General features: G+C 72.3%; 25 protein-coding genes. 5 read left to right on the top strand and 20 right to left on the bottom strand.

Annotated elements, in window-relative coordinates; all coding sequences use genetic code 11:
• Positions 1-102 precede the first annotated feature (102 nt).
• The 4 genes from ACH0BZ_RS00180 to ACH0BZ_RS00165 all read right to left on the bottom strand — a co-directional run bounded on the left by ACH0BZ_RS00180 (position 103) and on the right by ACH0BZ_RS00165 (position 3,898).
• The gene (locus ACH0BZ_RS00180; RefSeq protein ID WP_406895826.1) at positions 103-1,392 is read right to left on the bottom strand and encodes an adenylosuccinate synthase; all 1,290 of its coding nucleotides are present in this window, start codon (positions 1,390-1,392) and stop codon (positions 103-105) included.
• Between the two features lie 102 nt (positions 1,393-1,494).
• Positions 1,495-2,385: a biotin-dependent carboxyltransferase family protein gene (locus tag ACH0BZ_RS00175; protein ID WP_406895825.1), complete on the bottom strand. Its 891-nt coding sequence runs from the start codon at positions 2,383-2,385 to the stop codon at positions 1,495-1,497.
• On the bottom strand, positions 2,382-3,071 hold the full coding sequence (locus ACH0BZ_RS00170) for an allophanate hydrolase subunit 1 (protein ID WP_406895824.1): 690 nt from the start codon (positions 3,069-3,071) through the stop codon (positions 2,382-2,384). Before ACH0BZ_RS00170 ends, ACH0BZ_RS00175 begins: the two co-directional genes overlap by 4 nt.
• Positions 3,068-3,898, bottom strand: a complete 831-nt coding sequence (locus tag ACH0BZ_RS00165) for a LamB/YcsF family protein (RefSeq protein ID WP_406895823.1) — start codon at positions 3,896-3,898, stop codon at positions 3,068-3,070. Before ACH0BZ_RS00165 ends, ACH0BZ_RS00170 begins: the two co-directional genes overlap by 4 nt.
• 81 nt (positions 3,899-3,979) lie before the next feature.
• On the opposite strand from ACH0BZ_RS00165, the gene ACH0BZ_RS00160 reads away from it, so the two are divergent.
• A complete protein-coding gene (locus ACH0BZ_RS00160; RefSeq protein WP_406895822.1) occupies positions 3,980-4,639 on the top strand; it encodes a hypothetical protein in 660 nt (219 codons plus the stop codon).
• Here the strand turns inward: ACH0BZ_RS00160 and ACH0BZ_RS00155 are convergent.
• Complete coding sequence (locus tag ACH0BZ_RS00155; RefSeq protein ID WP_406895821.1) at positions 4,584-5,873, bottom strand: FUSC family protein; 1,290 nt, start codon at positions 5,871-5,873, stop codon at positions 4,584-4,586. The two genes, ACH0BZ_RS00160 and ACH0BZ_RS00155, sit on opposite strands and share 56 nt — an antisense overlap.
• Entirely contained in the window at positions 5,830-6,246 is a 417-nt protein-coding gene (locus ACH0BZ_RS00150; protein ID WP_406895820.1) for a DUF3151 domain-containing protein, read from the bottom strand. Before ACH0BZ_RS00150 ends, ACH0BZ_RS00155 begins: the two co-directional genes overlap by 44 nt.
• 326 nt (positions 6,247-6,572) lie before the next feature.
• Here ACH0BZ_RS00150 and ACH0BZ_RS00145 point away from each other — a divergent pair, with 326 nt between their 5' ends.
• Together ACH0BZ_RS00145 and ACH0BZ_RS00140 are read left to right on the top strand one after the other, a co-directional pair.
• A complete protein-coding gene (locus ACH0BZ_RS00145; RefSeq protein ID WP_406895819.1) occupies positions 6,573-8,279 on the top strand; it encodes an alkaline phosphatase D family protein in 1,707 nt (568 codons plus the stop codon).
• 62 nt (positions 8,280-8,341) lie between these two features.
• The gene (locus ACH0BZ_RS00140) at positions 8,342-8,896 is read left to right on the top strand and encodes a hypothetical protein (protein WP_406895818.1); all 555 of its coding nucleotides are present in this window, start codon (positions 8,342-8,344) and stop codon (positions 8,894-8,896) included.
• Positions 8,897-8,932: 36 nt separating this feature from the next.
• On the opposite strand, the gene ACH0BZ_RS00135 is transcribed toward ACH0BZ_RS00140, so the two are convergent.
• Positions 8,933-9,781: an SMP-30/gluconolactonase/LRE family protein gene (locus ACH0BZ_RS00135; protein ID WP_406895817.1), complete on the bottom strand. Its 849-nt coding sequence runs from the start codon at positions 9,779-9,781 to the stop codon at positions 8,933-8,935.
• 95 nt (positions 9,782-9,876) lie between these two features.
• Positions 9,877-10,917 carry a class II fructose-bisphosphate aldolase gene (gene fbaA, locus ACH0BZ_RS00130; RefSeq protein WP_406895816.1) on the bottom strand — a complete coding sequence of 347 codons (1,041 nt, stop codon included), beginning with the start codon at positions 10,915-10,917 and terminating at the stop codon, positions 9,877-9,879.
• 214 nt (positions 10,918-11,131) lie between these two features.
• Between fbaA and ACH0BZ_RS00125 the strand changes: the two genes are divergently transcribed.
• The gene (locus ACH0BZ_RS00125) at positions 11,132-11,791 is read left to right on the top strand and encodes a DedA family protein (RefSeq protein WP_406896314.1); all 660 of its coding nucleotides are present in this window, start codon (positions 11,132-11,134) and stop codon (positions 11,789-11,791) included.
• Between the two features lie 40 nt (positions 11,792-11,831).
• Here the strand turns inward: ACH0BZ_RS00125 and ACH0BZ_RS00120 are convergent, their stop codons facing one another.
• The 8 genes from ACH0BZ_RS00120 to ACH0BZ_RS00085 form a co-directional block, all read right to left on the bottom strand.
• Positions 11,832-12,968 (bottom strand): GTP-binding protein, encoded by a 1,137-nt coding sequence (locus ACH0BZ_RS00120; protein ID WP_406895815.1) that lies wholly within the window; start codon positions 12,966-12,968, stop codon positions 11,832-11,834.
• Positions 12,969-13,006: 38 nt separating this feature from the next.
• A complete protein-coding gene (locus tag ACH0BZ_RS00115; protein ID WP_406895814.1) occupies positions 13,007-13,726 on the bottom strand; it encodes a TrmH family RNA methyltransferase in 720 nt (239 codons plus the stop codon).
• Complete coding sequence (locus tag ACH0BZ_RS00110) at positions 13,723-14,562, bottom strand: SDR family oxidoreductase (protein WP_406895813.1); 840 nt, start codon at positions 14,560-14,562, stop codon at positions 13,723-13,725. Before ACH0BZ_RS00110 ends, ACH0BZ_RS00115 begins: the two co-directional genes overlap by 4 nt.
• Positions 14,559-15,308 (bottom strand): lysoplasmalogenase family protein, encoded by a 750-nt coding sequence (locus ACH0BZ_RS00105; protein ID WP_406895812.1) that lies wholly within the window; start codon positions 15,306-15,308, stop codon positions 14,559-14,561. The genes ACH0BZ_RS00110 and ACH0BZ_RS00105 overlap by 4 nt, the downstream gene beginning before the upstream one ends.
• 2 nt (positions 15,309-15,310) lie before the next feature.
• On the bottom strand, positions 15,311-15,868 hold the full coding sequence (gene pyrE / locus ACH0BZ_RS00100) for an orotate phosphoribosyltransferase (protein ID WP_406895811.1): 558 nt from the start codon (positions 15,866-15,868) through the stop codon (positions 15,311-15,313).
• A 161-nt stretch (positions 15,869-16,029) separates the two neighbouring features.
• Positions 16,030-16,776: a hypothetical protein gene (locus tag ACH0BZ_RS00095; RefSeq protein ID WP_406895810.1), complete on the bottom strand. Its 747-nt coding sequence runs from the start codon at positions 16,774-16,776 to the stop codon at positions 16,030-16,032.
• A 32-nt stretch (positions 16,777-16,808) separates the two neighbouring features.
• Positions 16,809-17,546: a hypothetical protein gene (locus tag ACH0BZ_RS00090; RefSeq protein WP_406895809.1), complete on the bottom strand. Its 738-nt coding sequence runs from the start codon at positions 17,544-17,546 to the stop codon at positions 16,809-16,811.
• A 62-nt stretch (positions 17,547-17,608) separates the two neighbouring features.
• Positions 17,609-18,313: a hypothetical protein gene (locus tag ACH0BZ_RS00085; protein WP_406895808.1), complete on the bottom strand. Its 705-nt coding sequence runs from the start codon at positions 18,311-18,313 to the stop codon at positions 17,609-17,611.
• Positions 18,314-18,508: 195 nt separating this feature from the next.
• On the opposite strand from ACH0BZ_RS00085, the gene ACH0BZ_RS00080 reads away from it, so the two are divergent.
• Positions 18,509-20,068, top strand: coding sequence for a hypothetical protein (locus ACH0BZ_RS00080; protein ID WP_406895807.1), 1,560 nt, complete (start codon positions 18,509-18,511; stop codon positions 20,066-20,068).
• 70 nt (positions 20,069-20,138) lie between these two features.
• Here the strand turns inward: ACH0BZ_RS00080 and ACH0BZ_RS00075 are convergent, their stop codons facing one another.
• From ACH0BZ_RS00075 to ACH0BZ_RS00060, 4 genes are all read right to left on the bottom strand, one after another.
• Complete coding sequence (locus ACH0BZ_RS00075) at positions 20,139-22,319, bottom strand: hypothetical protein (protein ID WP_406895806.1); 2,181 nt, start codon at positions 22,317-22,319, stop codon at positions 20,139-20,141.
• Positions 22,320-22,398: 79 nt separating this feature from the next.
• Positions 22,399-23,286 carry a sulfurtransferase gene (locus ACH0BZ_RS00070; RefSeq protein WP_406895805.1) on the bottom strand — a complete coding sequence of 296 codons (888 nt, stop codon included), beginning with the start codon at positions 23,284-23,286 and terminating at the stop codon, positions 22,399-22,401.
• A 371-nt stretch (positions 23,287-23,657) separates the two neighbouring features.
• A complete protein-coding gene (locus tag ACH0BZ_RS00065) occupies positions 23,658-24,518 on the bottom strand; it encodes a hypothetical protein (RefSeq protein ID WP_406895804.1) in 861 nt (286 codons plus the stop codon).
• A gap of 1 nt (position 24,519) precedes the next feature.
• Positions 24,520-25,191 (bottom strand): hypothetical protein, encoded by a 672-nt coding sequence (locus tag ACH0BZ_RS00060; protein ID WP_406895803.1) that lies wholly within the window; start codon positions 25,189-25,191, stop codon positions 24,520-24,522.
• Positions 25,192-25,421 lie beyond the last annotated feature (230 nt).

Raw genomic sequence — 25,421 nt, 5'->3', positions numbered from 1 at the left:
GCCCCCGTGGTATCCCCTGTTCATACGACATGTGTCGTATGAACACACGACTTTCGGCCCCAGCGGCCGCACACGCCACAGCGGCCTCACCGGCCGGCGGAGTCAGTCGCCCAGGATATCCCGCCGCACCACGTTCTCGTCGCGGCCCGGGCCCACGCCGATGTACGACATGTGGCAGCCGGCCAGGTCCTCGAGGCGCAGGACGTAGTCGCGGGCCTCGGGCGGCAGGTCGCCGAACGCGCGGGCGCCGCGGATGTCGTCCTCCCAGCCGGGCATCGTCTCGTAGATCGGCTGCGCGTGGTGGAAGTCGGACTGCGACATGGGCATTTCGTCATGCCGCACGCCGTCGACGTCGTAGGCCACGCAGATGGGGATCTCGCCGATGCCGGTGAGCACGTCGAGCTTGGTGAGGAAGTAGTCGGTGAAGCCGTTGACGCGCGCGGCGTAGCGCGCGATCACGGCGTCGTACCAGCCGCAGCGGCGCACGCGGCCGGTGTTGACGCCCACCTCGCCGCCGGTCACCTGCAGATACTCGCCCCACTTGTCGAACAACTCGGTGGGGAACGGCCCGGCGCCCACGCGGGTCGTGTACGCCTTGACGATCCCGAGCGAGTGCGTGATCCGCGTCGGCCCGATGCCCGAGCCCACGCAGGCGCCGCCGGCGGTGGGGTTGGACGAGGTGACGAAGGGGTAGGTGCCGTGGTCCACGTCGAGCATGGTGGCCTGGCCGCCCTCCATGAGCACGGACTCGCCGCGCTCGAGCGCCCGGTTGAGCATGAGCGTGGTGTCGGCGACCATCGGCCGCAGCCGGTCGGCATAGGAGAGGAAGTACTCGACCATCTCCTCGACCTCGACGGCACGGCGGTTGTAGATCTTCACGAGGATCTGGTTCTTGAGGTGCAGCGCGCCCTCGATCTTCTGCCGCAGGATCGACTCGTCGAACACGTCCTGGACGCGGATGCCCACGCGGGAGACCTTGTCGGCGTACGTCGGCCCGATGCCGCGGCCGGTGGTGCCGATGGCCTTCTTGCCCAGGAACCGCTCGGTGACCTTGTCGAGCTGCTGATGGTACGGCGCCACGAGGTGCGCGTCGGCCGAGATCCGTAGGCGCGAGGTGTCGGCGCCGCGGGCCTCGAGGCCGTCGATCTCGGTGAACAGCGCCTCGAGGTTCACCACCACGCCGTTTCCGATCACCGGCACGGCCGTCGGCGAGAGGATGCCGGCGGGGAGGAGTTTGAGCTCGTACTTCTCGCCGCCCACCACCACGGTGTGGCCGGCGTTGTTGCCGCCGTTGGGCTTGACCACGTAGTCGACGCGGCCGCCCAGGATGTCGGTGGCCTTGCCCTTGCCCTCGTCGCCCCACTGGGCGCCGATCAGCACGATCGCTGGCATGGTTGTCTACTCACCTCGGCATGTCGACGGCGGCGTGCTCGGCGGGATCCGCACACACCAACGCCCCATCCTAGTCCGTTCCGGCCCCCCGACCGAAGTTGATCACACGTCCAGTCGGCGGAAGGTGACCGGCGTGCCGGGCAGGAGCTGGGACACCACGTCCGCCGACCGGGCCGTCACCACCCCGATCACGGGATAGCCGCCGGTCACCGGGTGGTCGGGCCCGAACACCACCGGGGCGCCGTCGGCGGGCACCTGCACGGCGCCGCGGACCATGCCCTCGCTGGGGATCTCGCCGCTCGCCAGCCGGGGCACGGGCTGCTGCGGTTCGAGCCGAACCCCCACCCGGTCCGCATGGCCGCTGACGTGCGCGATCCCCGCGAGGATCCGCCACGCCTCGGCGGGGAAGAGGTCGTCGCGCGGCCCCGGGACCACGTCGAGCACGACGGGCGCCACCCCACCGGTGGGGGTGGGTTCGTGCCCGGCGGCGTGCCATCCCTCGGCCCAGGGTCCGACGACGAGGTCGCCGACCCCCAGCACGTCGCCGACCGCGACGGGCGGCGAACCGAGCCCCGCGAGGGTGTCCCGCGACCGACTACCGAGCACGGCCGGCGCGTCGATCCCGCCCCGCACCGCAAGGTAGGTGCGCACCCCCGCGGTGGGCCGGCCGATCTCGAGCGTGGCGCCCGCGGGCAGGGCCAGTACCTCCCCCGTCGCCGCCGAGCGCAGGGAACCGGAGGAGGTGGTGACGACGAGGCGGGCCGGCGCCCCCGTCACCGCGACCACCGCGGGGGCGTCCGTCATCACCGCGAACCCGCCGAGCAGGATCTCGAGCACGGCGGCCCCCGGGTCGGTGCCCACGCAGCGCAGGGCGAGGGCAGCCGCGGCCCGGTCGGCGGCCCCCGAGCCCGTCACCCCCACCGCCGCGTGACCGGGCCGGCCGAGGTCCTGGACCAGCGCCGACGGGCCGGCCCGCAGGACGAGCAGGCTCACCGTCCCGCGTCCCGGAACACCACCGCGTCGCCGGGAGCGAGCAGCGCCGGGTCCGGCCGGTCGGCGTCCCACAGCACCGCGTCGGTCGTGCCGAGCAGCCGCCAGCCGCCGGGCGAGGCGACCGGGTACACCGCGCAGAAGCGGTCCGCCATCCCCACCGAGCCGGTCGGCACGCGCGTGCGCGGGGTTTTCAGCCGCGGGACCGACGGCAGCGCCTGCACCTCGGGGTCGCGGGCGGGCGCGGCGGGACGGCGCGTGAGCTCGACGCTGTCGACGAGATAGCAGAAGCCCGGCGCGAACCCGCCGAACGCGGCCCGCCACGACACCGACGTGTGGCGCCGCACGAGCGCCTCCACCGAGACGCCGGCGAGGTCGGCCACGTCGGCCAGGTCCGGGCCGTCGTAGCGGACGTCGATCGTCACCGTGCGCGTCACCACCACCTCGCCGTCGGCCCCGATCCCCTGCCCGGGCACCGAGTCGAGCACCTCCTCCACGCGCCGCCGCAGCGCCGGCAGCGCGGCCGCGTCGCGCGCCGAGACGAGCACCGTCTGCGCGGCCGGCACCACGTCGACGGCCTCCGGCCGCAGCCGCTCCAGCTCGCGGGCGAGCGCCACCGCGTGCGCGAGGTCCGGGCAGTCCACCAGGAGGGCGGCCTCGCCGCAGCGACGGATCCTCGTCGTCGTCACCGCCCCTCACCCCCGGTGTCGACGAAGGGGGCCACCTCAACCCCCGCGGCGTCCAGGGCGGAGCGGACGCTCCGCGCCAGGGCGAGCGCACCCGGGGTGTCCCCGTGCACGCACACCGACGCCGCGGCCACGACCACCGTCGTGCCCTCGGCCGTGGGGATCGCGGCGCCGGTCGCCATCGCCACCACCCGTGAGGCCACCTCGTCCGGGTCGGTGAGCACCGCGCCCGGCTCACCACGCGGCACGAGCGTGCCGTCGGCCCGGTAGCCGCGATCGGCGAACGCCTCCCCCACCGCGCGGACCCCTGCGGCCGCCGCCAGGTCGAGCACCGCCGAGCCGGGCAGGCCCAGGACGGGAAGCGGGTCCTCGCCGGCGTCGTCGGCGTACCTCAGCACGGCGTCCACCACCCCGGCGGCCTGGCCCTCGTCGCGGACGATGCGGTTGTAGAGGGCGCCGTGCGGCTTGACGTACCGCACGCGCGTGCCGTGGCGCCGGGCCGCCATGTCCAGCTCGACCAGCTGGAAGTGCACGAGGTCGGCCACCGCGTCCCGCGAGAGCTCCAGTTCGCGGCGGCCGAAGTTCGCCGAGTCCCGGTACGAGGGGTGCGCACCCAGGGCCACGCCCCGCTCGGCCGCCGCCGACGCCGTCGCCGCCATCGTGGGCCGGTTCCCCGCGTGGAAACCGCAGGCGACATTCGCCGACGTCACCACATCGAGCAGGGCCGCGTCCTCCGGGTGCGGCCCGGCCCCCGCCGCGAGCGACGCCGACCAGCGCGGCGTCCCCCGGCGGGCCTCGCCGAGGTCGCAGTTGAGGTCGATGCGGCGCATCCCCCCATCCTGCCCCAGCCGCGGCCGGTCGGCCCGTCCCCGGGGTCGACCGGGCGGCCCGGCGGCGGCCATGATGGACCCATGATCGTCATCCGCTGCGGCGAGGCGCCGGTGCCCCCGGTGCTCGTGGAACACGCGCGCGTCGAGTGCGCCGAGATCCCCACCCGGGACGAGGCCGACCGAGTGCTCCGCGAACTCGACCCCGACCGGCGGCTGCTCGTGTGCGGTACCGACGCCGCGCTCGCCGCCCTACTCACGCGCTTCATGCGCCTCGAACGGCTGGACGTGGAGATCGCCTACGTCACCGCAGAGGCCGGCGCCGTCACCCGCGCCTACGGCCTGCCCACCGGCTCCGCCGCCGCCCGCCTCGGGATGAGCGGTACCGCCCGGGAGGTGCCGCTCGTCCGCGACGAGACCGGTACCGCCGTCGTCGGCGAGGTCACCGTCACCGGTCCCGACGGCGGGCCGCTCACCGGTGAGGCCTACGCGGACGACGACCGCGTGTTCACCGGCGAGATCGAGGCCCTCGTCGTGCACCCCTCACCCGAGCTACCCGGAGTGCGCGCCACCGCGGGCCGGCGGCGCGGCCTGCTGCGGCGCCTCGAGTGGTTCGACGCACGCGCCGTCCAGCTGGGCACCGACGCCGGGGTGGTGACCCGCGACGGCGTCCCCGGCCGGCGCCCCGTCAAGAGAGCGAGCTTCTACCGCCACGCCGATCCATGGAGGCTCGTGTCGCCCTGAGCGGCGGCACCCCGCGCAGCGGCCGGTCCGCCGAGTCGGGCCACTCCTCCAGCACCTCCGGCTCCACCGCCGGCGTCCGCACCGTCGGCGGCAGCGCGGCCAACGCCGAGATCTTGCTCAGTCCCGCCACCTGCATCATGTCCACGAGGATCGAGCGGATCTGCGCGAGCATCACCGTCTCCGTGAGGCCTCCGTCCGTGACGAGCTCGCGCCGCGCCTGTGCCGACACCGCCCGCAGCGCGCGGTGCACCTCCGCGTCGGTCGGCGCGTCGGCGTCGTCCGCCACCCGGCGGGCCAGCAGTTCGATCGCGTCGCCCAGGTGCCACGTGAGCCCGGCGAGCGCGGGCGGGGCATCCACCTGGTCGTCCACCGCCACGATCGCCCGCCGCGCCAGCACACGGATGTTGCGGATGCCGTTGTCCAGCGGATTGAGGATCCGCGCCAGCTCCACCTCCTCCGGTCGCCGGCGGCTGTAGAACGGGGAGATCCGCACCAGCTCCCGCGCCCCCGCGAGCTGCTCCTCCACCATGTCGATCGCCGGTTGGGTGTCCCGGGCGTCCTGCAGGGCCGTCCGGATGCGGTCGGAGTCGTCGTCGTCCAACCCCTCCGACACCTCGCGCAGCACCGACGACGCCACACCCAGCAGCGACGCCGCCTCGCGTCGCACGCGGCGCAGCGGGTGCACCGGCATGAGCGCCATCGCCGCGATCGCCACCGCGCCGCCCACGGCCGTGTCGATCATCCGTTCGTAACCGCCCGCGCTGCCCGGTGGCAGGAGCGTGGCCACGAGGATCGCCGACGACGCCGCCTGCGTTCCCACCAGCGCCCCGCGGTCGAGGAACACGGCCGCCGACATCGCCAGCACCACCACCGCCGCGATCTGCCAGCCACCCGAGCCGATCTGCGCGATGAGCAGGTCGCCCAGGCCCACGCCCACGATCACCCCGAGGATGAGCTCGACCCCCCGGCGCACGCGCCGCCCCATTCCCGTGCCCAGCGCGAGGGCCGCGGCGATGGGCGCGAAGAACGGGCGCTCGTGGCCGACGACGTCAAAGGCGATCACCCACGCGAGCCCGGCCGCGAGGCCGCACTGCAGGATCGGCAGGAACGCGTAGCCCAGCCGCCGCGTCCGCGTGCGCAGCGGCGTGGGCAGCGCCGCGTAGACGCCTAACGCGCGGGCGTCGAGTCGATCACGCCAGGCCGAGAGGCGCGGCGGCGTGCGGGTCTGACTCATTGACCAGGTCCAGGCAGCGGGTGTACTCGTCCTCCTCGCCGATCGCCTGCGCGGCGCGGGCCAGCGCGGCGACGCTGCGGAGGAAGCCGCGGTTCGGCTCGTGGTCGTACGGCACGGGGCCGAAGCCCTTCCAGCCGTGGCGGCGCAGCTGGTCGAGGCCGCGGTGGTAGCCGGTGCGCGCGAAGGCGTAGGCGGTGACGGCGTCGCCGGCGTCCAGCGCCTTCTCCGCGAGTTCCGCCCACGCCACCGACGCCGACGGGTGCGCCGCCGCCACCGTGCGGGCGTCCTCGCCCGCGGCCAGGGCGTCCTCCGCCTCCGGGTCGCCGGTGAGACGGGTCGGCGGGGGGCCGAGGAGATCTCCGAACTGGGTCATGTACACCATTGTCCACGAAATCGCGCGCGGCCAGGCTGGTGGGCGGCCGTCGGGCAGCGGCCCGGCTGCGGCCCGGCTGCGGCCCGGCTGCGACGGCTCCCGCGCGCAGTCCGCGCGTTGGCGCGCGTCCCTCCGCGCGCGGCTGCCCGAAGCGCGCGCGGGAGCCAGGGGGTGCGGGAGCCAGGGGCGCGGCTGCCCGAAGCGCGCGCGGGAGCCAGGGGGTGCGCGGGAGCCGTGGCCCGCCGGGCACCTCGGCCCGGTGAACACTCGGCGACGTTTCGACCAAATCTGTTCCCGAGCGCACGCCGGTGCGGTGAACTGGTCCAATGACGTCTGCGCCCCTCCCCTCGAACGCCCCCTCCGCCGTCCGCCGCCGCACCGTGCTCAAGGCTGGCGCACTCGCCGGCGCCGCAGCCGGCACGTCCGCCCTCTCCGGCGGACTCGTCGCCGGCACCGCCGCGACCGCCGCCGCCGACGAGCGCGTGTTCCGGCACGGCGTCGCGTCCGGCGACCCCATGCCCGACCGCGTGATCCTGTGGACGCGGGTCACGCCCGCCCCCGACGCCCTTCCCGGCTCCGGCCGCGGTGCCCCCGTCGCCGTCAGCTGGGAGATCGCCGCGGACCCGGACTTCAGCCAGGTCGTCCGCACCGGCTCGGTGGTCACGGACGCGGGCCGCGACCACACGGTCAAGTTCGACTGCACCGGCCTCGCCCCCGACCGCTGGTACCACTACCGGTTCCGGGCGCAGGGCCAGGTCTCGCCGGTGGGCCGCACCCGCACCGCCCCAGCGGACGGCGCGATGCCCGGCAGCGGCCGGTGGCGAGTGGGCCTGGTCTCGTGCTCCAACTGGGAGGCGGGCTTCTTCTCCGGCTACCGCCACATGCAGGCGCGCGGCGACCTCGACGCGGTGATCGAGGTGGGCGACTACATCTACGAGTACCCGGTCGGCGAGTACGCGGGGAAGTACGGCGTGGTCCGCCCGCACGAGCCACCGCACGAGATCGTCACCCTGGCCGACTACCGGATCCGCCTGGCCCAGTACCGCACGGACCCGGACCTGCAGAACCTCCACGCTCACGTGCCGTGGATCTGCACGTGGGACGACCACGAGTCCGCCAACGACTCCTGGGCCGGCGGCGCCGAGAACCACCAGCCGCACGAGGGCCCGTGGGCCGACCGCAAGGCGGCGAGCTCGCAGGCCTATTTCGAGTGGATGCCGGTCCGGCCCGAGGCGCTGCGGGACGGTGGCCACCTGTACCGGCGTCTGCGCTGGGGCTCGCTGGCCGAACTGAGCATGCTGGACCTGCGCTCGTACCGCTCGGAGCAGTCGGGCATGACCGACGGCCGCGCGATCGACGACCCGGGCCGCACCATGACCGGCGCCGCCCAGTTCGACTGGCTGGTCCGCGGCTGGGAGACCTCGACGGCCCGCTGGAACGTCATCGGCAACTCGGTCATGTTCACCCCGGTCCTCATCCCGCCGCTCGAGCCGCGCACCACCGCCGCGATGACCGAGCTGCTGGGCCTGCCCCGCGAGGGCATGCCGTACAACCCGGACCAGTGGGACGGCTACGCGGCCGAGCGCCGCCGGCTCATCGAGACCATGGAGGGCACGGGTAAGCGGAACTTCGTCTTTCTCACCGGCGACATCCACACCTCGTGGGCGTGCGACATCCCCGTGGAGCCGGCCAACTACCCGGGCGCGGGCACGGCCGCCGTCGAGTTCGTGGGTACGTCGATCACCAGCAACAACATCGACGACATGCTCTCGCAGCCCGGCCTGCCGCTGCCAGAGGGCAACGGCCTGTCCGTGACCGCACAGGAGGCGCTGCGCGGGGCCAACCACCACGTCCGCTGGGTGGATCTCGACCGCCACGGCTACGCGGTGGTCGAGTTCACCCGGGACTTCGCGCACTGCGACTACTGGGCGATCGTGGCGCGCGAGGACCCCGCGACCGGCGCCTACCTCATGAGCAGCTGGCGGACCGCGCACGGCAGCAACCGCGTGGAGCCCGCGGGTCCGCTCCCCTGACGCACCCGGGGGCCCGCCGGTCCGCTACCGTGGCGGGTCGGACCGGAGCCAGGGGGTAATGAATGACGACGAGCCATCAGCCGGACACCGGGGGCCATCCCGAAGCGGGCGGCCCGGCCGGTCGCCGAGAGGACCGGAGCCGCCTGCTCGTGGTGGCCATGGTGGCCGTGGTGGCGGTGCTCGTGGTGGCCGCCGTCGCGTGGGCCTTCCTCGCGGGGCCGCTGTCGTCCTCCGCGCGGACCGAGCGCGAGATCGAGCAGGTCCTGCGCGACCTGGGCTCGTCGGAGTCGCTCGCTGACTTCAACTCCCGGCTCTGTGAGGAGCAGCGGATGCCACAGGAGATGCTCGACGCGATCGCCGGGTCCGGCACCAGCACCGGTGTCGACCTGGACGCCATGTTCCGGGAGCGGATCATCGGGTCCTTCCCCGAGGAGTTGTCCGTGACCGGTGTCGAGGTCGACGGAGACGACGCCGTGGCCACCGTCGAGTCCGCGGGCGAGGGCAGCGAGGGTTCCGGGCCCGAGGAGCTGCGCCTGCGGCACGAGAACGGCGCGTGGACCGTGTGCGAGACCGGCGTCGGCATGGGTGCGCTGCCGACAGGCCAGCAGCCCGGCTGATTCGCGGGGTCCGCCAGCCCCAGCCCGGGCGCGCGCCTACGCGTCGGCGTCGAGCGGGAAGGCGACGACGGCCGCGTCGCGCTCACGCAGGCACTCCAGTTCCTCCCACGAGGAGGACAGGCACGCGTACGCCGTCCGGGTGGCCTCGTCGATCGCGCACGAGTACGGCATCCGGTCGACCGGGAACGTGCGAACCACGGCTCCACCGGCATCCAGCAGCACGAGCTCCCTGGCGAACGGCATCGCCACCAGGACCTCGCCGGAGGACGTGGCCGCGAGCCCGTCCGGCATGTGCGCACCGGAGAACTCCGCGAACACGCGCCGGCCGGACAGCCCGCCGTCCTCCGCCACGTCGAACGCGGTGATCCGCGGCGGGTCCGAGCGGGTCTCCGCCACCAGCAGGACCGCACCTCCGGCCACGCGCACCAACCCGTTGGCGAACCCCAGGTCGTCGGCCACACCGGCGACCTCGCCGGCGGCGGAGACATGCGCGAGCCGCCCGGGCCGCGGCGGCGCCGGGGGCACCGAGTCGTCACCGAAGTTGCCGACGTACAGGCCACCGCCGGGCGCATCGGTCATGTCGTTGACGTGCCAGTCCGCGACGGCGGACAGGTCCGCGATCGTATTCAGCCCGCCCTCGGCGTCGAGGCGCGCCACCGTGCGGGACTCCATCTGGGTGACGGTCGCCTCGTCGCCGTCCCCGATCACCAACCCGGAGGGCTTGTCCGGGGTCTGCCACCGCCCCAGGGACTCCCCGGTCGCCGGGTCCACGCGGTGCACCACGCGGTGGTGCATGTCGGAGAACCACAGCGCGCCGCGGACGAACCGGCAGCCCTCGGCGAACGCCAGGCCGTCCACGACCACCCGGTAGTCGATCGACGTCATGCCCCGGAGCCTACGGACGCCGGAACCCCGGGGCGCCGCTTCCGCAGCATCCCGGGGTTCCTCGCAGGGCGCCAGTCCGGCGCGTCCGCGTTCGATCAGCCCTTGAGCAGCGACCGGCCCGCCGACTTGAGGTCGTGGCACGACTCGACGACACGCTCCGACATCGCAGCCTCGGCCTTCTTGAGGTAGGAGCGGGGGTCGTAGGTCTTCTTGTTGCCCACGTCGCCGTCGACCTTGAGGACCCCGTCGTAGTTCAAGAACATGTGCGCGGCCACCGGGCGGGTGAACGCGTACTGGGTATCGGTGTCGACGTTCATCTTGATGACGCCGTAGGACAGCGCCTCCTCGATCTCGCTCTTGGCCGAGCCCGAGCCGCCGTGGAAGACGAAGTCGAACGGCTTGTCGCCCTCGTTGAGTCCGAGGTGCTTGACCGCCGCCTCCTGGCCCATCTTGAGGACCTCGGGCTTGAGCTTGACGTTGCCCGGCTTGTACACGCCGTGGACGTTGCCGAAGGTCGCGGCGAGCAGGTAGCGCTGCCCGGTGTTGCCGGCGCCGAGGGCGTCCAGGGTCTTCTGGAAGTCCTCCTCGGTGGTGTACAGCTTCTCGTTGATCTCGTTCTCGACGCCGTCCTCCTCGCCGCCGACCACGCCGATCTCGATCTCGAGGATGATGTTGGCCTCGTCGGCCTTGTCCAGCAGCTCCTGCGCGAGCTCGAGGTTGCGCTCGATCGGCACGGCCGAGCCGTCCCACATGTGGGACTGGAACAGCGGGTTCTCGCCGCGGGCGACGCGCTCCTTGGAGATCTCCAGCAGCGGGCGGACGAAGCCGTCGAGCTTGTCCTCCGGGCAGTGGTCGGTGTGCAGCGCGACCAGGATGTCGTACTTCTCGGCGACGATGTGCGCGAACTCGGCGAGCGCGACGGCACCGGTGACCATGTCCTTGACGCCGAGACCCGAGCCGAACTCGGAGCCGCCGGTCGAGAACTGGATGATGCCGTCGGAACCGGCGTCGGCGAAGCCCTTGATGGCCGCGTTGATGGTCTCCGAGGAGGTGCAGTTGATGGCCGGGTAGGCGTAGCCCTCCTTCTTGGCCCGGTCGAGCATCTCGCGGTACTGCTCAGGGGTGGCGATGGGCATTGCTGATCCTCCAGAGGTCGGCGCTGAACGTCGAGTCCATCCTACGAGGTCCGGCAGGGCCGTGGGCGGGCACGGCGACGGGGTGACCCCGGGACCCCGCGCCACCCCCGCTTCACAGCGGAATCCCAGCGCAGGAGGGTTATTCTTCCTTCTCGTGAACACGCACCTCCTCGCCGATCAGGCGCAGCACGTCCTCGCGATCGGGCCCGGCTTCATGGACCCCGAGTTCTGGCTCTCCGGGAACGGCCCTTTCGGTAAGGCCATCCTGCCGGCCTTGCTCACCGTGGTCTTCATCGAATCCGGCCTGCTGTTCCCGTTCCTGCCCGGCGACTCCCTGCTCTTCACGGCCGGCCTGCTCACCCAGCAACCGAACCCGTTCGCGCCGCTGTGGCTCGTGCTCGTCACCGCCCCGATCGCGGCATTCCTCGGCGACCAGGTGGGCTACCTCATCGGCAACCGCTGGGGCCACCACCTGCGGGCGCGCCCCGACGGCCGGTTCTTCAAGCAGGCCTACATCCACGAGGCCCACGAGTTCTTCGACAAGTGGGGGCCGGCGACCATCATCCTGTGCCGCTTCGTGCCGATCGTGCGGACGTACGCGCCGCTGGTCGCCGGGATGGCGGGGATGCGCTACCGCGTGTTCGTCACCTTCAACGTGATCGGCGCCGTGCTGTGGGCGGCGGGCGTGACGGCGCTCGGCGCGTGGCTCGGGCAGTTCCAGATCATCAAGGACCACATCGACCTGATCCTCATCGGGATCGTCCTGCTGTCCGTGATGCCGATGATCGTCTCCGCCGGCCCCAAGCTCGTCGCCCGCGTCCGCCGCGGCCCGGGCGCCCCGCCCTCCTCCGACGCGCCCGCGCCCCGCGACTGACCACCCCCGGCACGCCCCGGCATCACCCAGGGGCGAGGGGTCAGCGGGCGAGGCCGAGACCCGGAACCGATGACGGCAAGGTGGCCATCTCGTCGTCGGTGAGCAGCGCCCCGCGGAGCGCGGACCGCACCCCCGCGTGGTCCAGCCCCACGCCGATGAGCACCAGCTCCTGGCCCGGCCGGACCTGCGGGATGTGCGCCCACGGCTGCGCCGGGTGGAGATCATAGTTCGGGCCGGCCTGGGACCACACCATCGCCCGGTGAGGATGCGAGGCGAGCCAGCAGTAGCCCTTGGAACGCAGCAGCCCGCGGGTCGAGCGGACGGCCGCCTCGAGTCGGGCGGGGTCGAACGGCCGGCCTGCGCGGAACACGCTCGAGGAGATCCCGTACTCCTCGGTCTCGGGGGTGTGCGGGTTTTCCAACTCGTCGGCGTAGCCAGCGCTCGCGGCGGCCGCCTCGGGATCGAACAGCCCGGTGTCCACCACCTCGTCGAGCCCGATCCGGCCATGGTCCAGGCGGCGGACCCGGGCCCGCGGGTTGAGGGCGCGGATCATCTGCTCGGTCGCCCCGGCGAGCCGGTCGGAGACGAGGTCCGCCTTGGACACCAGGACGAGGTCGGCGAACTCGACCTGGTCCACGAGCAGGTCGGCGACGGTCCGCTCGTCGCCCTCTCCCGCGGCCATGTCCAGCTCCTCGAGCCGGTCGCCGCGCGCCACGGCGCCGAGGAAGGTGGCCGCATCCACCACGGTGACCATGGTGTCGAGCCGCGCGAGCGAGTCCAGGCGGAAGCCGTCCTCGAACTCCCACTCGAAGGTCGCCGCGACGGGCATCGGCTCGGAGATCCCGGTGGACTCGATGACGATCGCATCGAACTCCCCCGTCCGCGCGAGCCGCGCCACGGATTCGACCAGGTCCTCGCGCAGCGTGCAGCAGATGCAGCCGTTGGTGAGCTCGACGAGCTTCTCCTCGCCGCGCTCGAGGTGTCCCTCCCCCGCGACGAGTGCGGCGTCGACGTTGATCTCCGACATGTCATTGACGATCACCGCGATCCGCCGTCCCTCGCGGTTGGCGAGCAGGTGGTTGAGCATCGTGGTCTTGCCGGCCCCCAGGAAGCCGGACAGGACGGTGACGGGGATGCGGGTGTCAGCGGCAGGAGAGCCGGTGTGTGAATCGATCATGTGCTTAATGGTAAGCATTTCCATTAAGAGGTGCGGCGTCAGCCTCCGTCGAGCCCGGACGCGGCGTGGTCACGGATCCAGGCGTGCATGGCGATGCCGGCCGCGACGCCGGCGTTGATCGAGCGCGTGGAGCCGAACTGCGCGATCGACACCGTGCGACCGGCGGCCCGGCGGGCGTCGTCGCTCACGCCGGGGCCCTCCTGGCCGAAAAGCAGTACGCAGGCGCGCGGGAGCCGCGCGGTCTCCAGCGGCTCGGCGCCGGGGAGGTTGTCGACCGCGATCACCGGCAGATCCCGGCCGGCGGCCCAGTCCATGAGTGCGCCGACGTCACCGTGGTGGCGGATGTGCTGGTAGCGGTCGGTGACCATGGCGCCCCGGCGGTTCCAGCGGCGGCGGCCCACGATGTGCACCTCGGCGGCGAGGAAGGCGTTGGCGGTGCGCACGACGGTGCCGATGTTGGCGTCGTGCCCGAAGTTCTCGATCGCCACGTGGAACGGGTGCCGGCGGGCGTCGAGGTCGGCGACAATCGCCTCGCGGGTCCAGTAGCGGTAACGGTCCACCACGTTGCGACGGTCGCCCGCGTCGAGCAGTTCCGGGTCCCACCGGTCGCCGGTCGGGCGGGGCTCGCCGGGGTACTCGTCGGCCCACGGACCCACGCCGACGGGTGGGCCGGGTACGCCTCCGGCCTGCCACTCGGTGGGCCCGGGGCCGGAGTCGGCGCCGGCCCCGGCATCCGCTCCGGACCCGGCGGCGGTCACGAGGTGAGGCGCTTGTTGGACAGGCGGATGATGCGTCCCGGCGCCACCTGGGAGGCGAGGTACAGGCTGGTGGCCTGGCGACCGACAGGCTTGTGTACCGGCAGGCCGAACGCGCCGCGCAGCAGACCGAACGGCGCCGCGAGCAGCCCCAGCGGCCCACGCGGGGCGGGGCGGCGGGTCGCCTCGGCCAGGCCGAGGATCTCGGTTGCCACCTGGTCTACTTCCAGGCGCACACCCAGATTGCGCATGCCGGCGGTGTCAACGCCCTCGAGCATCCCGGTGGGCACGTACAGCGGCCACACCGAGCACACGCGGATGCCCTCGTCGGCCCACTCGAGGTCGAGCGCCTCGGTGATGCCGCGGACGGCGAACTTGGTAGCCGAGTAGACGGCCATCTCGGCCTGGCCGTAGATCGCGGAGGCCGAGCAGAGGTTGACCACGGTGGGGGCGTCGGACTTCGCGAGGTACGGGTGCGCCGCGCGACAACCGTAGAGGACCCCCTTGACGTTGACGTCGACCAGCGCCGCGTCCTGTTCGTAGCTCGCGTCAACGAACGGGGCGCCGTAGAGGATGCCGGCGTTGTTGACCAGCACGTCGAGCACGCCCCCGGACAGAGCGATGAGCTCGGACAGCGCCCGCTCCCACGCGGCCGGGCTGGTGACGTCGAGCGTGCCGGTCACCACGCGGTCGTCGCCGGCCGCCCAGGCGCACGGCTCGAGGTCATAGGCGCCCACGAGGTAGCCGGCGTCGGCGAAGCGGCGGGCGGTGGCCTCGCCGATGCCGCGGCCGGCGCCGGTGACCAGGACGACGGGCCGCCCGCCGGTGGCCGCGGTCATCGCCCACGCGCCGAGCGCGCGGCCGCCGCGGTGCCCGTGAGCAGTAGCAACGTGGCGGTGGCGTAGGTGTCGATCACGCCCACGTCGAGCGCCCGCGCCGCCAGGGAGCCGCCCGCGACCTTGCGGCGGGCCAGGATGAGCCCATCGGAGAGGAGGAACACCGGGCCGCCCACGGCGAGGACGGACGCGGACGGGGCGCGACCATGGTCCACCGAGGTGGCCAGCGCCGAGAGTGCGGCGAGCATCCCGCCGTATGTGGCCAGCGGCCAGTTGCCGCGGTCTTCGCGCAGCAGCATGCCGCCGACGGTGCCGGCCACTGCCCCGTGGAACGACATTTGTAGAGCCTTGGGGCGGATGCCCGAGCGGAGCATGAGCGCCCCGAGCGCCACGTGCCCCACGCCGAACGCCGCGGCCCCCGAGGCCAGGCGTGCGACGGACCGGCTGGCGTGGCCGCCGCCGAGCATGAGGATCACGTCGCCCACGGTGTAGGCGGCCCCGGTCGCCGAGAGCAGCGCGGTGTCGACGGCACCCAGCTCGCCGTCACGTAGCGCCACCACCAGCGCCGACGGCGCGATGACCGGCTTACACACCTTCTCCAGGGGGCCGAAGCCGGTGGCCTTGGCGATCTCGGTTCCGGCCGCCGCGCCGAGAAACACCAGCCCCTCGGGCCGGCCGGTGTCCACGAGCGAGAGCGCGCGCTCGCGGAGCGCGCGGGTCAGGCGGTTGGTGAAGGTCCTCGTCGTCATTCTCACTCCAGTCCCAGATCGGACAGGCCCAGCAGGGCCCGGTACTCGACGCCCTCGGCGCGGATCACGTCGTCGGCCCCGGTCGCACGGTCCACGACCGTGGCCACCCCCACCACCTCGGCCCCGGCCTCCCGCAGCGCGGTGACGGCGGTGAGCGGTGAGTTCCCGGTGGTCGTGGTGTCCTCCACGACGAGTACGCGCCGCCCCACGATGTCCGGCCCCTCGATGCGCCGCTGCATCCCGTGCTTCTTGGCCTCCTTGCGAACCACGAACGCGTCGATCGGCCGGCCGGGCGCGTGCATGATCGCCGTGGCCACCGGGTCGGCGCCCAGGGTGAGGCCGCCGACGGCGTCGAACTCCCAGTCCGCGGTGAGTTCACGCAGCAGCCGCCCGATGAGCGGCGCGGCCTCGTGGTGCAGGGTGGCACGGCGCAGGTCCACGTAGTAGTTGGCCTCGCGGCCGGACGAGAGAATGACGCGGCCGTGGACCACGGCGAGTTCGGCGACGAGCTCGGCCAAGCGCGCCCGGGACGGGGCGTCGATGTCGGGGGAGGCGGACATGGGGCTCCTCGGTGCGTGGGCGGCGGGGCGTATCCGACTGTAACGTCGAACGGGCCGGTCGCGGGTGGCGACCGGCCCGTTCCGTGACGGAGCGTGAAGACGGATCAGGGTTCCGATAGAGCACCCTCGGCGGGGCCCCTCACCCGGCTGCTGGACCCGATCTAGCTTCCGAGCGAGCCGAGGTCGAGGCTGCCGTTGGGTGCGGGATCCTCACCCGGCTCGGACTCGGTTGGTTCCTCGTACGCGGACCATGCATAGAGCTGCTGGGTCCCCTGCGTCCCGCCGGGACCGCAGATGGTGAAGTAGCCGAGCCTGGCGTCACCGCGCGGGCTCACCGCAGGCTGGCCGAGCTGGATGGTTCGCTCCACCGTCGCCCCGTCGTTGATCGTGAAGGCCGGCGTGGTTCCCACGTAACCGTGCTGCTTGGCCTGTTGGTGTGCATTCGCGATGTCCGCCTCGAGCTGGACACGATCACTGAGGAACTGGGCAGCGCTGCCGGTCGGGATGAGCTGGCCGAGGGGCCACAGCTGCATGAGCTGACCGACCGATCCGTGGACGACGTTCTCGTATTGCGTGTTCTGGTACGAGGAGTAGAACTGCTCGGACAGACCGACGACCTCAGCGGTCGAGACCGTGCCGCCTGGTCGGGCCGATGTGTCCTCGTTCGGCGCCTCGCACCGCAGGCTCTGGCCGGTGTTGTTGGTGAGCGAGACGACGACCTGCCCGGTGCCCCGGGCGACGCTGACGAACTCGATCTCCATTCCCTCGGCACCCACGACAACGGTACGTCCCTTGTTGTCGTCACCGGGGATGACGTTCTGAGCGGTCGAGGCTCCGGCGCCCGCGACTGCGAGTGCCGCCGCGGCAGCGACCGCCGCGAACCCCTTGAGAGTGGTGGAGGTGGTCATGAGACTCCTTGATGACATGGGTTCGGGCGGGGTCACGAGCCGAGGGAGCCAGCGTTCAGACTGCCGGAAGCGCTCCCCGACGACTCCGGTTCGGCCACCTCGGGATCGGGCACGTCCTCGTAGCCGTGGAACACGAAGTGCTGTCCGGAGGACTGGTTGATGCAATAGAACATCGCCGCGGCCTGCCAGTCACCCCTGTCACCTGTGGCAGGCAGGCCGAGGAGCGCGGTCCAGTTGACGGCCTGACCTGCGTTGACGTTGAAGACTGCGGAATTGCCGACCGTAGGATCGCCGGTCCGGCCGGCGACACGGGCCTCCATCTGTGCGGTGCGCGAGTCGACCTCCGCAGAGCCGACGGAGCTACCCGCGGGCAGGATGTCGTAAAGGCTTCCCATACCCAGTGGCCTCAGTGGCCCCAGCGCTATTCCGGTGGCCCCGGTGAAGACATTGGTGCGGTAGTAGTCGACCGCCTCTCGGACAACGCCTGCGGTTGTGACCTGTCCGGGGAACTCCCCTTCCATGTTGGGGCCAGGGGTGGCGCATCGGAAGTTGTCCCTGGTGGTGTTCTGGATTGAGCCGGTCACCTGGGTGGGGTTCTCGCCCTTGTCGTCGACGGTGACGACAAGATCGCGGCTGTCCACAACGACGACGACTCCGTCGGTGTCGCCACCGGGAACCTGGGCGCCCGCCATAGCGGCGCCCGCGACGAGCGAGACGGCGGCGGCCGAGACGACGGCGCCGCGGAGCACTGTGTGGTTGGTGAGGGTCATGAGGGTGGTTCTCCTGTCTGTCCGATTCCCTGAGGGCGGGAAGCGGCGGGGATCGGAACTGATCAGCTACCGCTGCCGATCGCGGCGCTGCCGAGACTGCCGGTCGTCTCGTCTGTGGCGGCGAGGTCGGGACGCTGGTCATCCTGATAGGCGTGGAAGACGTACCGCTGGCCGTCGATCACGCAGGTCGCGAAGACCCCCGTCTGGAAGTCCTGCCACGTGCCGGCGCTTGGCCGATGCAACTGCACGCTGGCCTGCTGCGCGGTCTGGGCCGGGATCGTGATCGAGTTGGCCATCGGTCCGTACCGACCGGCGAGGCGGGCGTCAGCGAACTCGCGGTTGATTTCGCCGAGTGCGCCCCATTCCGGGTTGATCATGCCGGCGGCGCTACCCGGAACCATGTCGACCACACTGCCCAGCGGGATGTCCTCGTCGATGGTCGTGAACAAGACGCTCGCCCTGACATTGAGGTCGGCGAACTCCGAATGCGGGTAGTGCGTGTAGAAGTCCACGGACCTCGCGACGACCTCGGCTGTCGTCACGGTGGCGGCGGCAGTGCCGTCGAGCCCCTGGCAGGTGAGGTTTTGGCCGGTGTTGTTCTGCATCGTCACGTTCACCTGCCCCGTCTCGAGGTCAGGGGCGTCCACCGCGAGCTGGATCCGGGTGTCATCCACCGGGAAAACCCAGGTGCGTGGGTTGTCGCCGGGAATCTGGGCGCCGACAACCGGCGCGGCCGCCATCGCGACGGCCCCAGAGACGGCGAGCACAGCCGAACGAGAAGTATTTCCGATCATGGACTCGGTTCTCCTGATGAGGGGATGGAGGGGGAAGAAAGTGCAACTGAGCAAACATCCTGCCCTATTTCGTGATACTAATCACTCAGTTCGGAAAATGTCCTGATCAGGCCACTGGACACCCCCTACATTTTCGGACCCTCCCCTCTTCCCTCAAAGGAGTACCGGATGACCTGGAAACGACTCGCCTCGCTAGTGGCGGGAGCCTCCATGGCCCTCTCCACCGCCGTCGCCGTGGCGCCCGCAGCTCACGCGCAGACCGATCCCGTCAACGATCCGACGGAGGTGACCTACGTTTGTCGCGGCAACAACCCCGGGAACGCACCCGGTTCGCCGATCACCGTGACCACCACTGCTCCAGCGTCCGTCGCTCCGGGCGAAGTCTTCACCGTCGTCCTCGATCCGGGCGAAATGCGCAACAACTCCCGGAACCACGCGCGGTTCACGTACGACATCGCGCTGCCCGACAACGCGACACTCGTCGATTCCCGTCTCGTCGGCCGCGCGACCAACATGGGCGGTACCCCGTCGCTGGTCCGTGTCAACTCCCAGACCAAGGTCAACCAGGCCGACGGTGACGCCCTGAGAATTTGGGGTGGTGCATCTGCGCGCTGGGGCACGAGCTCAGGCACTGGAAACTCCGGCGGTCTCACCGTGAGCTCGAACCAGAACTTCCGATTCCCCACCGTCGAGATGACCTTCCGCGCTCCGCTCGACGCCACCGCGGGCGACGAAATCGTCGTGGGACTGGCGGGAACCGGGCCGAACAGCTCCGCCGCGGGCGCACAGCTCATGTATTCCGGAAACACCGGCGGGTTCTTCGGTTCAAACTTTCAGAACGAGTGCGCGGCGAGCGCCAACGCAGCGCAGCTCGCGTCGGTGACAGTGTCCGAGGACGCCGTGGTCCAGCTCGACTCGACCACCCGAATTGTGGGCGGCGACCAGGCGGCCGACTCATCGATCCCCGTCCCGCTTCGCGCCCAGGTGTCCGCGCAGTATGCCAGCGCAGGCGAGATCTCCCAGGGCACCGTCACCTTCCGTAACGCCGACACCGACGAGGTCCTCGGCGTCGCGAACCCGGACGCCGGAGGTTACGCAGAGATCGCGCACGAATTCCCGCGCGTGGCCGATGACGCACCGGAGGTCCAGGTAAACATCGTCGCGGAGTACTCCGGCGTCGAGGGCAACATCGAGCCGAGCGAGGACTCCATCGTCCTCACCCTCACTCCGAAGCCGGTGGTGCAGTGGAACACCGACTTCAACCTGCGCGCAACGATCGGCCAACTGGACGAGGACTCGCTCCCTGTCACCGTGACCGCGACGTTCCAGCGTCCGGGGCTGGAATACCCCGAGGGAACCCTGGTGCAGCTGTACCGCAACGGCGTCGCCGTGGGTGATCCCGTCCCCGTACCCGAGTCGGATACCACGCTCACCTGGGAGGACGACGTGCCGCGCGCCGAGCGGACCGCGACCCACCGATACACGGTCGAACTCGAAACGATCCGCGTCGAGTACGACCAGTGGACCGGCTCCACCCCGAACCCTGCCGCGGTGATCGTGACCGGGACCGGTGGCGAGGATGCACCGGCTCCCGGGACCGGTTCCCTCGACGTCGGATCCCTCTCCGGGTCGGCCGAGGGCAGCCTCACAGACTCCGTCGGCTACGACGTTGCCCCACTGTCCGGCGTCATGCCCGAGTTAACGTCGATGCTCAGCTCCGCTAGCTGAACCGACCGACACGAGAAGGGGCCAGCCTGCACATGGCGTGCGGGAGGGCCCCTTCTCTGGTTGTGGAAGCTCAGTCCTCCCGCAGGTGCGGCGGCAGGCGCAGGGAGCGGGTCTCCTCGAGGTCGGGATCGCCGCCCGCGCGCTCGATGGTGGGCTCCGTGGCGCCCGGCTCGTCGGTGTCGGGTCCGTCCTCGGCGCGACGACGACGACGGCGACGACCGCCCTGGTCGGGGTTCACGCCCAGTTTGGCCGCCAGCTCCGCGACCGAGAGCGCGGCCGTCTCCTCGCCGGGCGCGTCGCGGGTGATCCCGTCCGAGCCGTGGCGGCCCGAGGAGTCCCCGTCGAGGTCCGTGCCGCCGTCGGTACGGGCGGCGTCGAAGCGCTCGACCTCGGTGCGGATCTCGTCCTCGTCGTCCTCCGAGCCGAGGGGCTTGATCCCGGCGGCGCCCGACGCCGCGCCGGCGGCCAGCGGCGGCACCGAGGCGTCCTCGGGGAAGGCCTGGCCGGCGCCACGACTCGGGCGCGAGAGCGGCGGGCGCGGCGCCAGGTGGTCCGAGGCCACGTCGCCGCGGTCCTCGACGGCACCGCCGGGCTCCATGATCTCGGCGAACGGGTCCGGCTCCTCGACCTCGGGCTCGGCGTCCGGCTCCGCGACCTCGGGCTCGGCCTCGGGCTGCTGACCCGGCTCCCCCGACGACCCGGGCGCCTCGGCGGCCCCGGCGGCGGGCTCCGCGGCGTCGGGGTCGGCATCCGCTTCGCCGCGGTCGGCCACCACGGGTGCGTCGGTGAGGTCGCGGACCCCCTCGCGACGGCCGGGCACGAGGCGCAGATGGCCCGCGCGGCGGGAGCCGGTGTCCGCGCTGACGGGCGCCGTCTCGACCGCGCCCGCCTCGTCGTCGGCCGCGTCGGCCGTGCCGACCGCGACCATTGTCGCAGTGACGGCCGTGGCCGGGGTGTCGCCGTCCCGCCCGGGGCCGCCCCCGGCCGCCACGCCGGTGCCCGCGGTGCCGTCCATGCCCACGGCCGGGTCGGCGTCCGGCCCATCAGCGGCGCCCGGGGCGCCCGGGTCGATGTCCGCCGGAAGCGGGCGCGCCCGGCCCCCGATCGGCGGCAGTGGCGCCAGCACGTCGGCGGCGCCGTGGAGGGCGACCACGGCGTCGTCCCAGGTCGCGGGATTCTCGGCGTCGTCGACCGTGGCGGCCACCCACTCGCCCTCGGCCCACACGCGGCGGACGTCGGCGGGCAACCCGCGCAGGGCGTCGGCCAGGCGCTCGCGGTCAACGAGGTCGAGCCGACCCACGTCGGAGGTGCGCGCCTCGAGCGCGGCCACCTCGCCGGCGTCGTGGAAGCCCGGCTCGGCGTCCACGTCCGGGCGGCTCAGGTCCAGCACGACGTCGGAGGCGGTGTCACGGCGCAGCGCGAGGACCGCCCGGCCGCCGCTCACACCCATGATCGCGCGCCGGCCCCGGAACATCCCGTGCGAGACGGTGCCCAACTTCGGAAGGCCGCCCGCGAAGTCGCCGTGGCGGAAGTCCGGCGCCGGGGTGGGGGTGGGCTCGAACTCGCGCTCCTCGAGCCATCGCACCACCGGCGAGTCGGCCAGCGGGTCCTGCTCGGCATGCTCGGTCGGCGCGCCCGTGGGCTCCGCGGGCGCGGCGTTCCCGCGACGGCGGGGCAGGATGCCGCGCACGCGGTCCAGCAGGCGCGGCGACGAGGCCGCCGCCGCGCCGGCGCCCGCGGCACCGGCGGCCCCGGCCATCGCGGCGACCGTCGGATCGAGGCGCGGTGGCTCTTCCCCGTCCGAGATCGGCTCGTCCCCGTCCGACCGCGGCTCGTCCCCGTCCGACACCGGCTCGTCCCCGCCCGGCCGAGACTCGCCCGCATCCGACTGCCCGGCGTCCGACTGCGGCCGGCCCGCCGCGCCGCGCTGGAACGGCGCCGGGCGCGGCTGCCCGGGCTCGACGAGCGGCTGCTCCGGCTCGGCACGCCGGCCGTCCTCCGCGGCGCCGGAGGGCGGGGTGGCGAGACCCGGGGCGACGGGGGCGCCCGTGTCGGGCTCGGGGTCGGCAGCATCGACCTCGTCGTCACCCTCCCCACCCGGGCCCTCCGCGGAGCCCACAGCGGGGGCGGACGCGGGTTCCGCGCCCTCGCCGCCGCCGGAGCGCCGGTTGCGCTGTTTCGCGTCCAAGCTCAGCAGGACGAGCGCGGCGGCGAGCAGTACCAGGGCTAGGACAAACCAGAGCACGACCATGGTCACCGAGGGTAGTCAGCGGAACGGTCCCCGCCCGCGAGGCGGCGCGGGCGGTCGGGCATCCGGTCGGCGCGGACCCCTACCGTCCGGGCTCCTCCCCCACGGCGATCGGCCGGGTGCGGTCCGAGGACCACTGCGACCACGAGCCCGGGAACAGCCGCCCCGCCTGCAGTCCGGCGATCTCCATGGCCGCGAGCGCGTGCGTGGCGTGGATGCCCGAGCCGCAGTACACGACCGTGTCGGCGCCGTCCGTCACCCCGACCTCGGCGAACAGGGCGCGGATCTCGTCGGCGGGCAGGAACCGGCCGCGGTCGTCGAGGAAGTCGGTGGTGGGCAGGTTGCGGGCACCAGGGATGTGGCCGGCCCGCTTGTCCACCGGCTCCGAGCGCCCCGCGTAGCGCTCGGCCGCGCGCACGTCGAGCAGCACGCCCCGGTCCGGCCAGTCCGCGGCCTCATCGAGGGTGACGGTGCGCATGTGGTCGAGGTCAAAGCTGAAGTCGCCGCGTTCGACCGGATTGCCGGGGCCCACGACCAGGTCGCCGCCGGCGGCGATCCACGCCTTGAGGCCGCCGTCGAGCAGCCGCACGTCCTCCTTGCCCGCCCAGCGCAGGAGCCACCAGGCGCGCGCGGCGGAGGTGCCGCCCACGTCGTCGTAGATCACGACGCTGTCCGCGTCGTTGACGCCCACGCGGCGCATGGCGTCCTCGAAGTCCTCGGGCGCGGGCAGCGGGTGCCGCCCCAGGTTGGTGCCGGGCGCCGCCGCGAGCGCCGTGGACAGGTCCACGAACTGGGCGCCGGGGATGTGGCCGCCGAAGTAGTGGCGCCGCCCGTCCGGGTCGCCGAGCTGCCAGCGCACGTCGAGGATGACGGGGATCGGGTACTGCGCGATCTCGGCGATGAGGTCGCGGGCCGTGACGAGGACGGAGGGGTCCGGGGAACCGGTGGAGGGATCGAGGTCGCGGGTCACGGGGCCAGGATAGGTGAGATGGCGACGACGACGAGGCCCACAGTCATGGACTTGGTTCGACTCGGTGGGGATCGTCCGTGCATGGTCACCGTCAACATCCACGAGGCCGGCCGGTCGCCGAGCTGGTGCCGCAGCGCAGGACCGACATGGCCTGGCCGGCGCCGCCCCCGCCTGTGTTCCGTCGCCGGCATCCAGGAGATCGCAGCAGATCCCCCGCTCCGGCATGACCATGCTGGCGATCGACCCCGCCCACGCCGCCGCCCTCGGATCGATCGCCCTCCCCCACCGGGACCCGGTTCCTCACCGCGTACCGCGCGATCCTCTCGGTCGGCCTGCCGTTCGTGGTGGACGCACGGGTATGAGGGGTGAGGTCACGCCGCCCCGTGTTCGCCGTCCACCGGCGGGAACACCTCCCACGCCTCCGGGATGGACTGCCACACGACCCCCGCCGCGTCGAGCCTCCGATCTGCGCCGCGCAGCAGCCCCGTCGCCCCGCGCTGCCGCGCACGGGCCCTGAGCAGGAGCATGGCCTCCTCGAGCACCGTCGCGAAGTACTCGCCGAACGCCATCCGCTCGATCCGGCCGTCCGGCATCGGCCCTGGGGCGACGGTGCCGAACCGCATCGCCGCGTGGGCAATGAGCTGCAGCGGAGCCAGAACGAACACCGTGTCCGGTCGAGGATCGACGGGTTCGGCAGAGCCGTCACCGTAGTCGACCCGCTGCTTCGCATGCCCCGGCTCCGGCAGCCGATCCCGGTGGAGGAGCCACAGCAGGTTCGCCGCCCTCTCGTACTCGTCGTCCCGCGGCAGCGTCCCGTCCATCTCCCCGACGGTCACCGCCGCGTGGCCGAGCTGCTGCCGTGCCTGCTCCAGAAGGATCCACGCGGTAGCGCTGTCGTTGTCCAGATACCGGTCCGCCGCCGTCGCCAGCAACTGACACAGCGTCGTGATCTGGTCAACCATCCGCGCGAACAGCATCGACTCCTCCGACGCCTCGAACCCGCGACCCCTGCCCGGCCCTTCCACTTCGGTGAGCCACTCCCACAGTTCGCCCGCCTCGGCCTCCGCCTCGTCGCCCGCGTAGCGCAGGCTCCGGCGCTCCATCTCGCGTTGCTCGGCCGCGGTGATGACGATCGGGATCGCGCCCTCCGGCGCACCGTCCGTCGGCCCGCCCGCCGTCTGCCCGCCGTGTCCGCCGCCCTCGGCGGATGCTCCATCGTTCCGAGCGCTCATGTCAGGCCGCCTTCCGGGGGTCGAGGTCGCGGGTGGTCGCGTCGAGCACATCCACCCCGAGGTAGTGCACCCACAGCCCCGGGTACCAGAGACTGGAGCGCTGCCACTCCCAGCGAGCCACCTCGAGATGGGTGCGCCTCCGTCGGCGGATGTCCATCACGGTCGCCAGGTGATCCGCGTCTGCACTGACGAGCACCGCGGCGTCGGTCACTCCGTCGTCCGTCCAGTCCACGAGTAGGCGCTGGATCGTGGCGTCGCCCGACGCCTCGCGGTATCGGATCGGGCCGCCCTCCGGACCGGCCCCTTCGGCCACCATCCCGGGATCGAGCACGATGACCCGTCCGTCCCGCCTCCACCTGCGAATCGCCGCGGCCTGCATCGCCGCCGCCACGGGGTTCACCCCGGGGGGATGCGTGCCGAACACGATCCCGATGCGCTCGACGCGGCTCGCCCGCTTCCGCCTCGCAGCGACCCGGTCCACCAGTCGCGGCAGGTCGATCTCGAACGTCGACAGCTGCCGGCACGAGTAGCCGAATCCGTCGGCGGCGCCCAGGAGGACGTTCCAGCCGTCGAGGACCACCGACAGGGACTCGGCGGTGCCGGCGTCCGAGCCGGTCGCTTCGGACCGGGGGCGAGTGAGGGGGATGACGTTCCGATTCCGATGATTGTTCATGGCATTCTCCTTTGTTGGTACGGCACCGGCAAGAGCGCCGAACTGATCTTCTCCTGCATTGCTTACCGAGTAGGCGGATTGCATTATTGGACGCATTCACTCTGTTCAGTTCTCAACTCCGGATGTGTCGCATCCGAGCTCGCTACCTGCTCGAACCGTGAGCCCCGGAGCAGCTCGAGAACGACTATGAACCCCGGTGAGCCGCCTGTCAAGCGGAGTCTTTAACCAAT

Origin of the sequence: Dietzia sp. 179-F 9C3 NHS (assembly GCF_045369825.1) — a bacterium.
Lineage (GTDB): Bacteria > Actinomycetota > Actinomycetes > Mycobacteriales > Mycobacteriaceae > Dietzia.
This window is presented reverse-complemented; position numbering and strand designations above follow the sequence as displayed.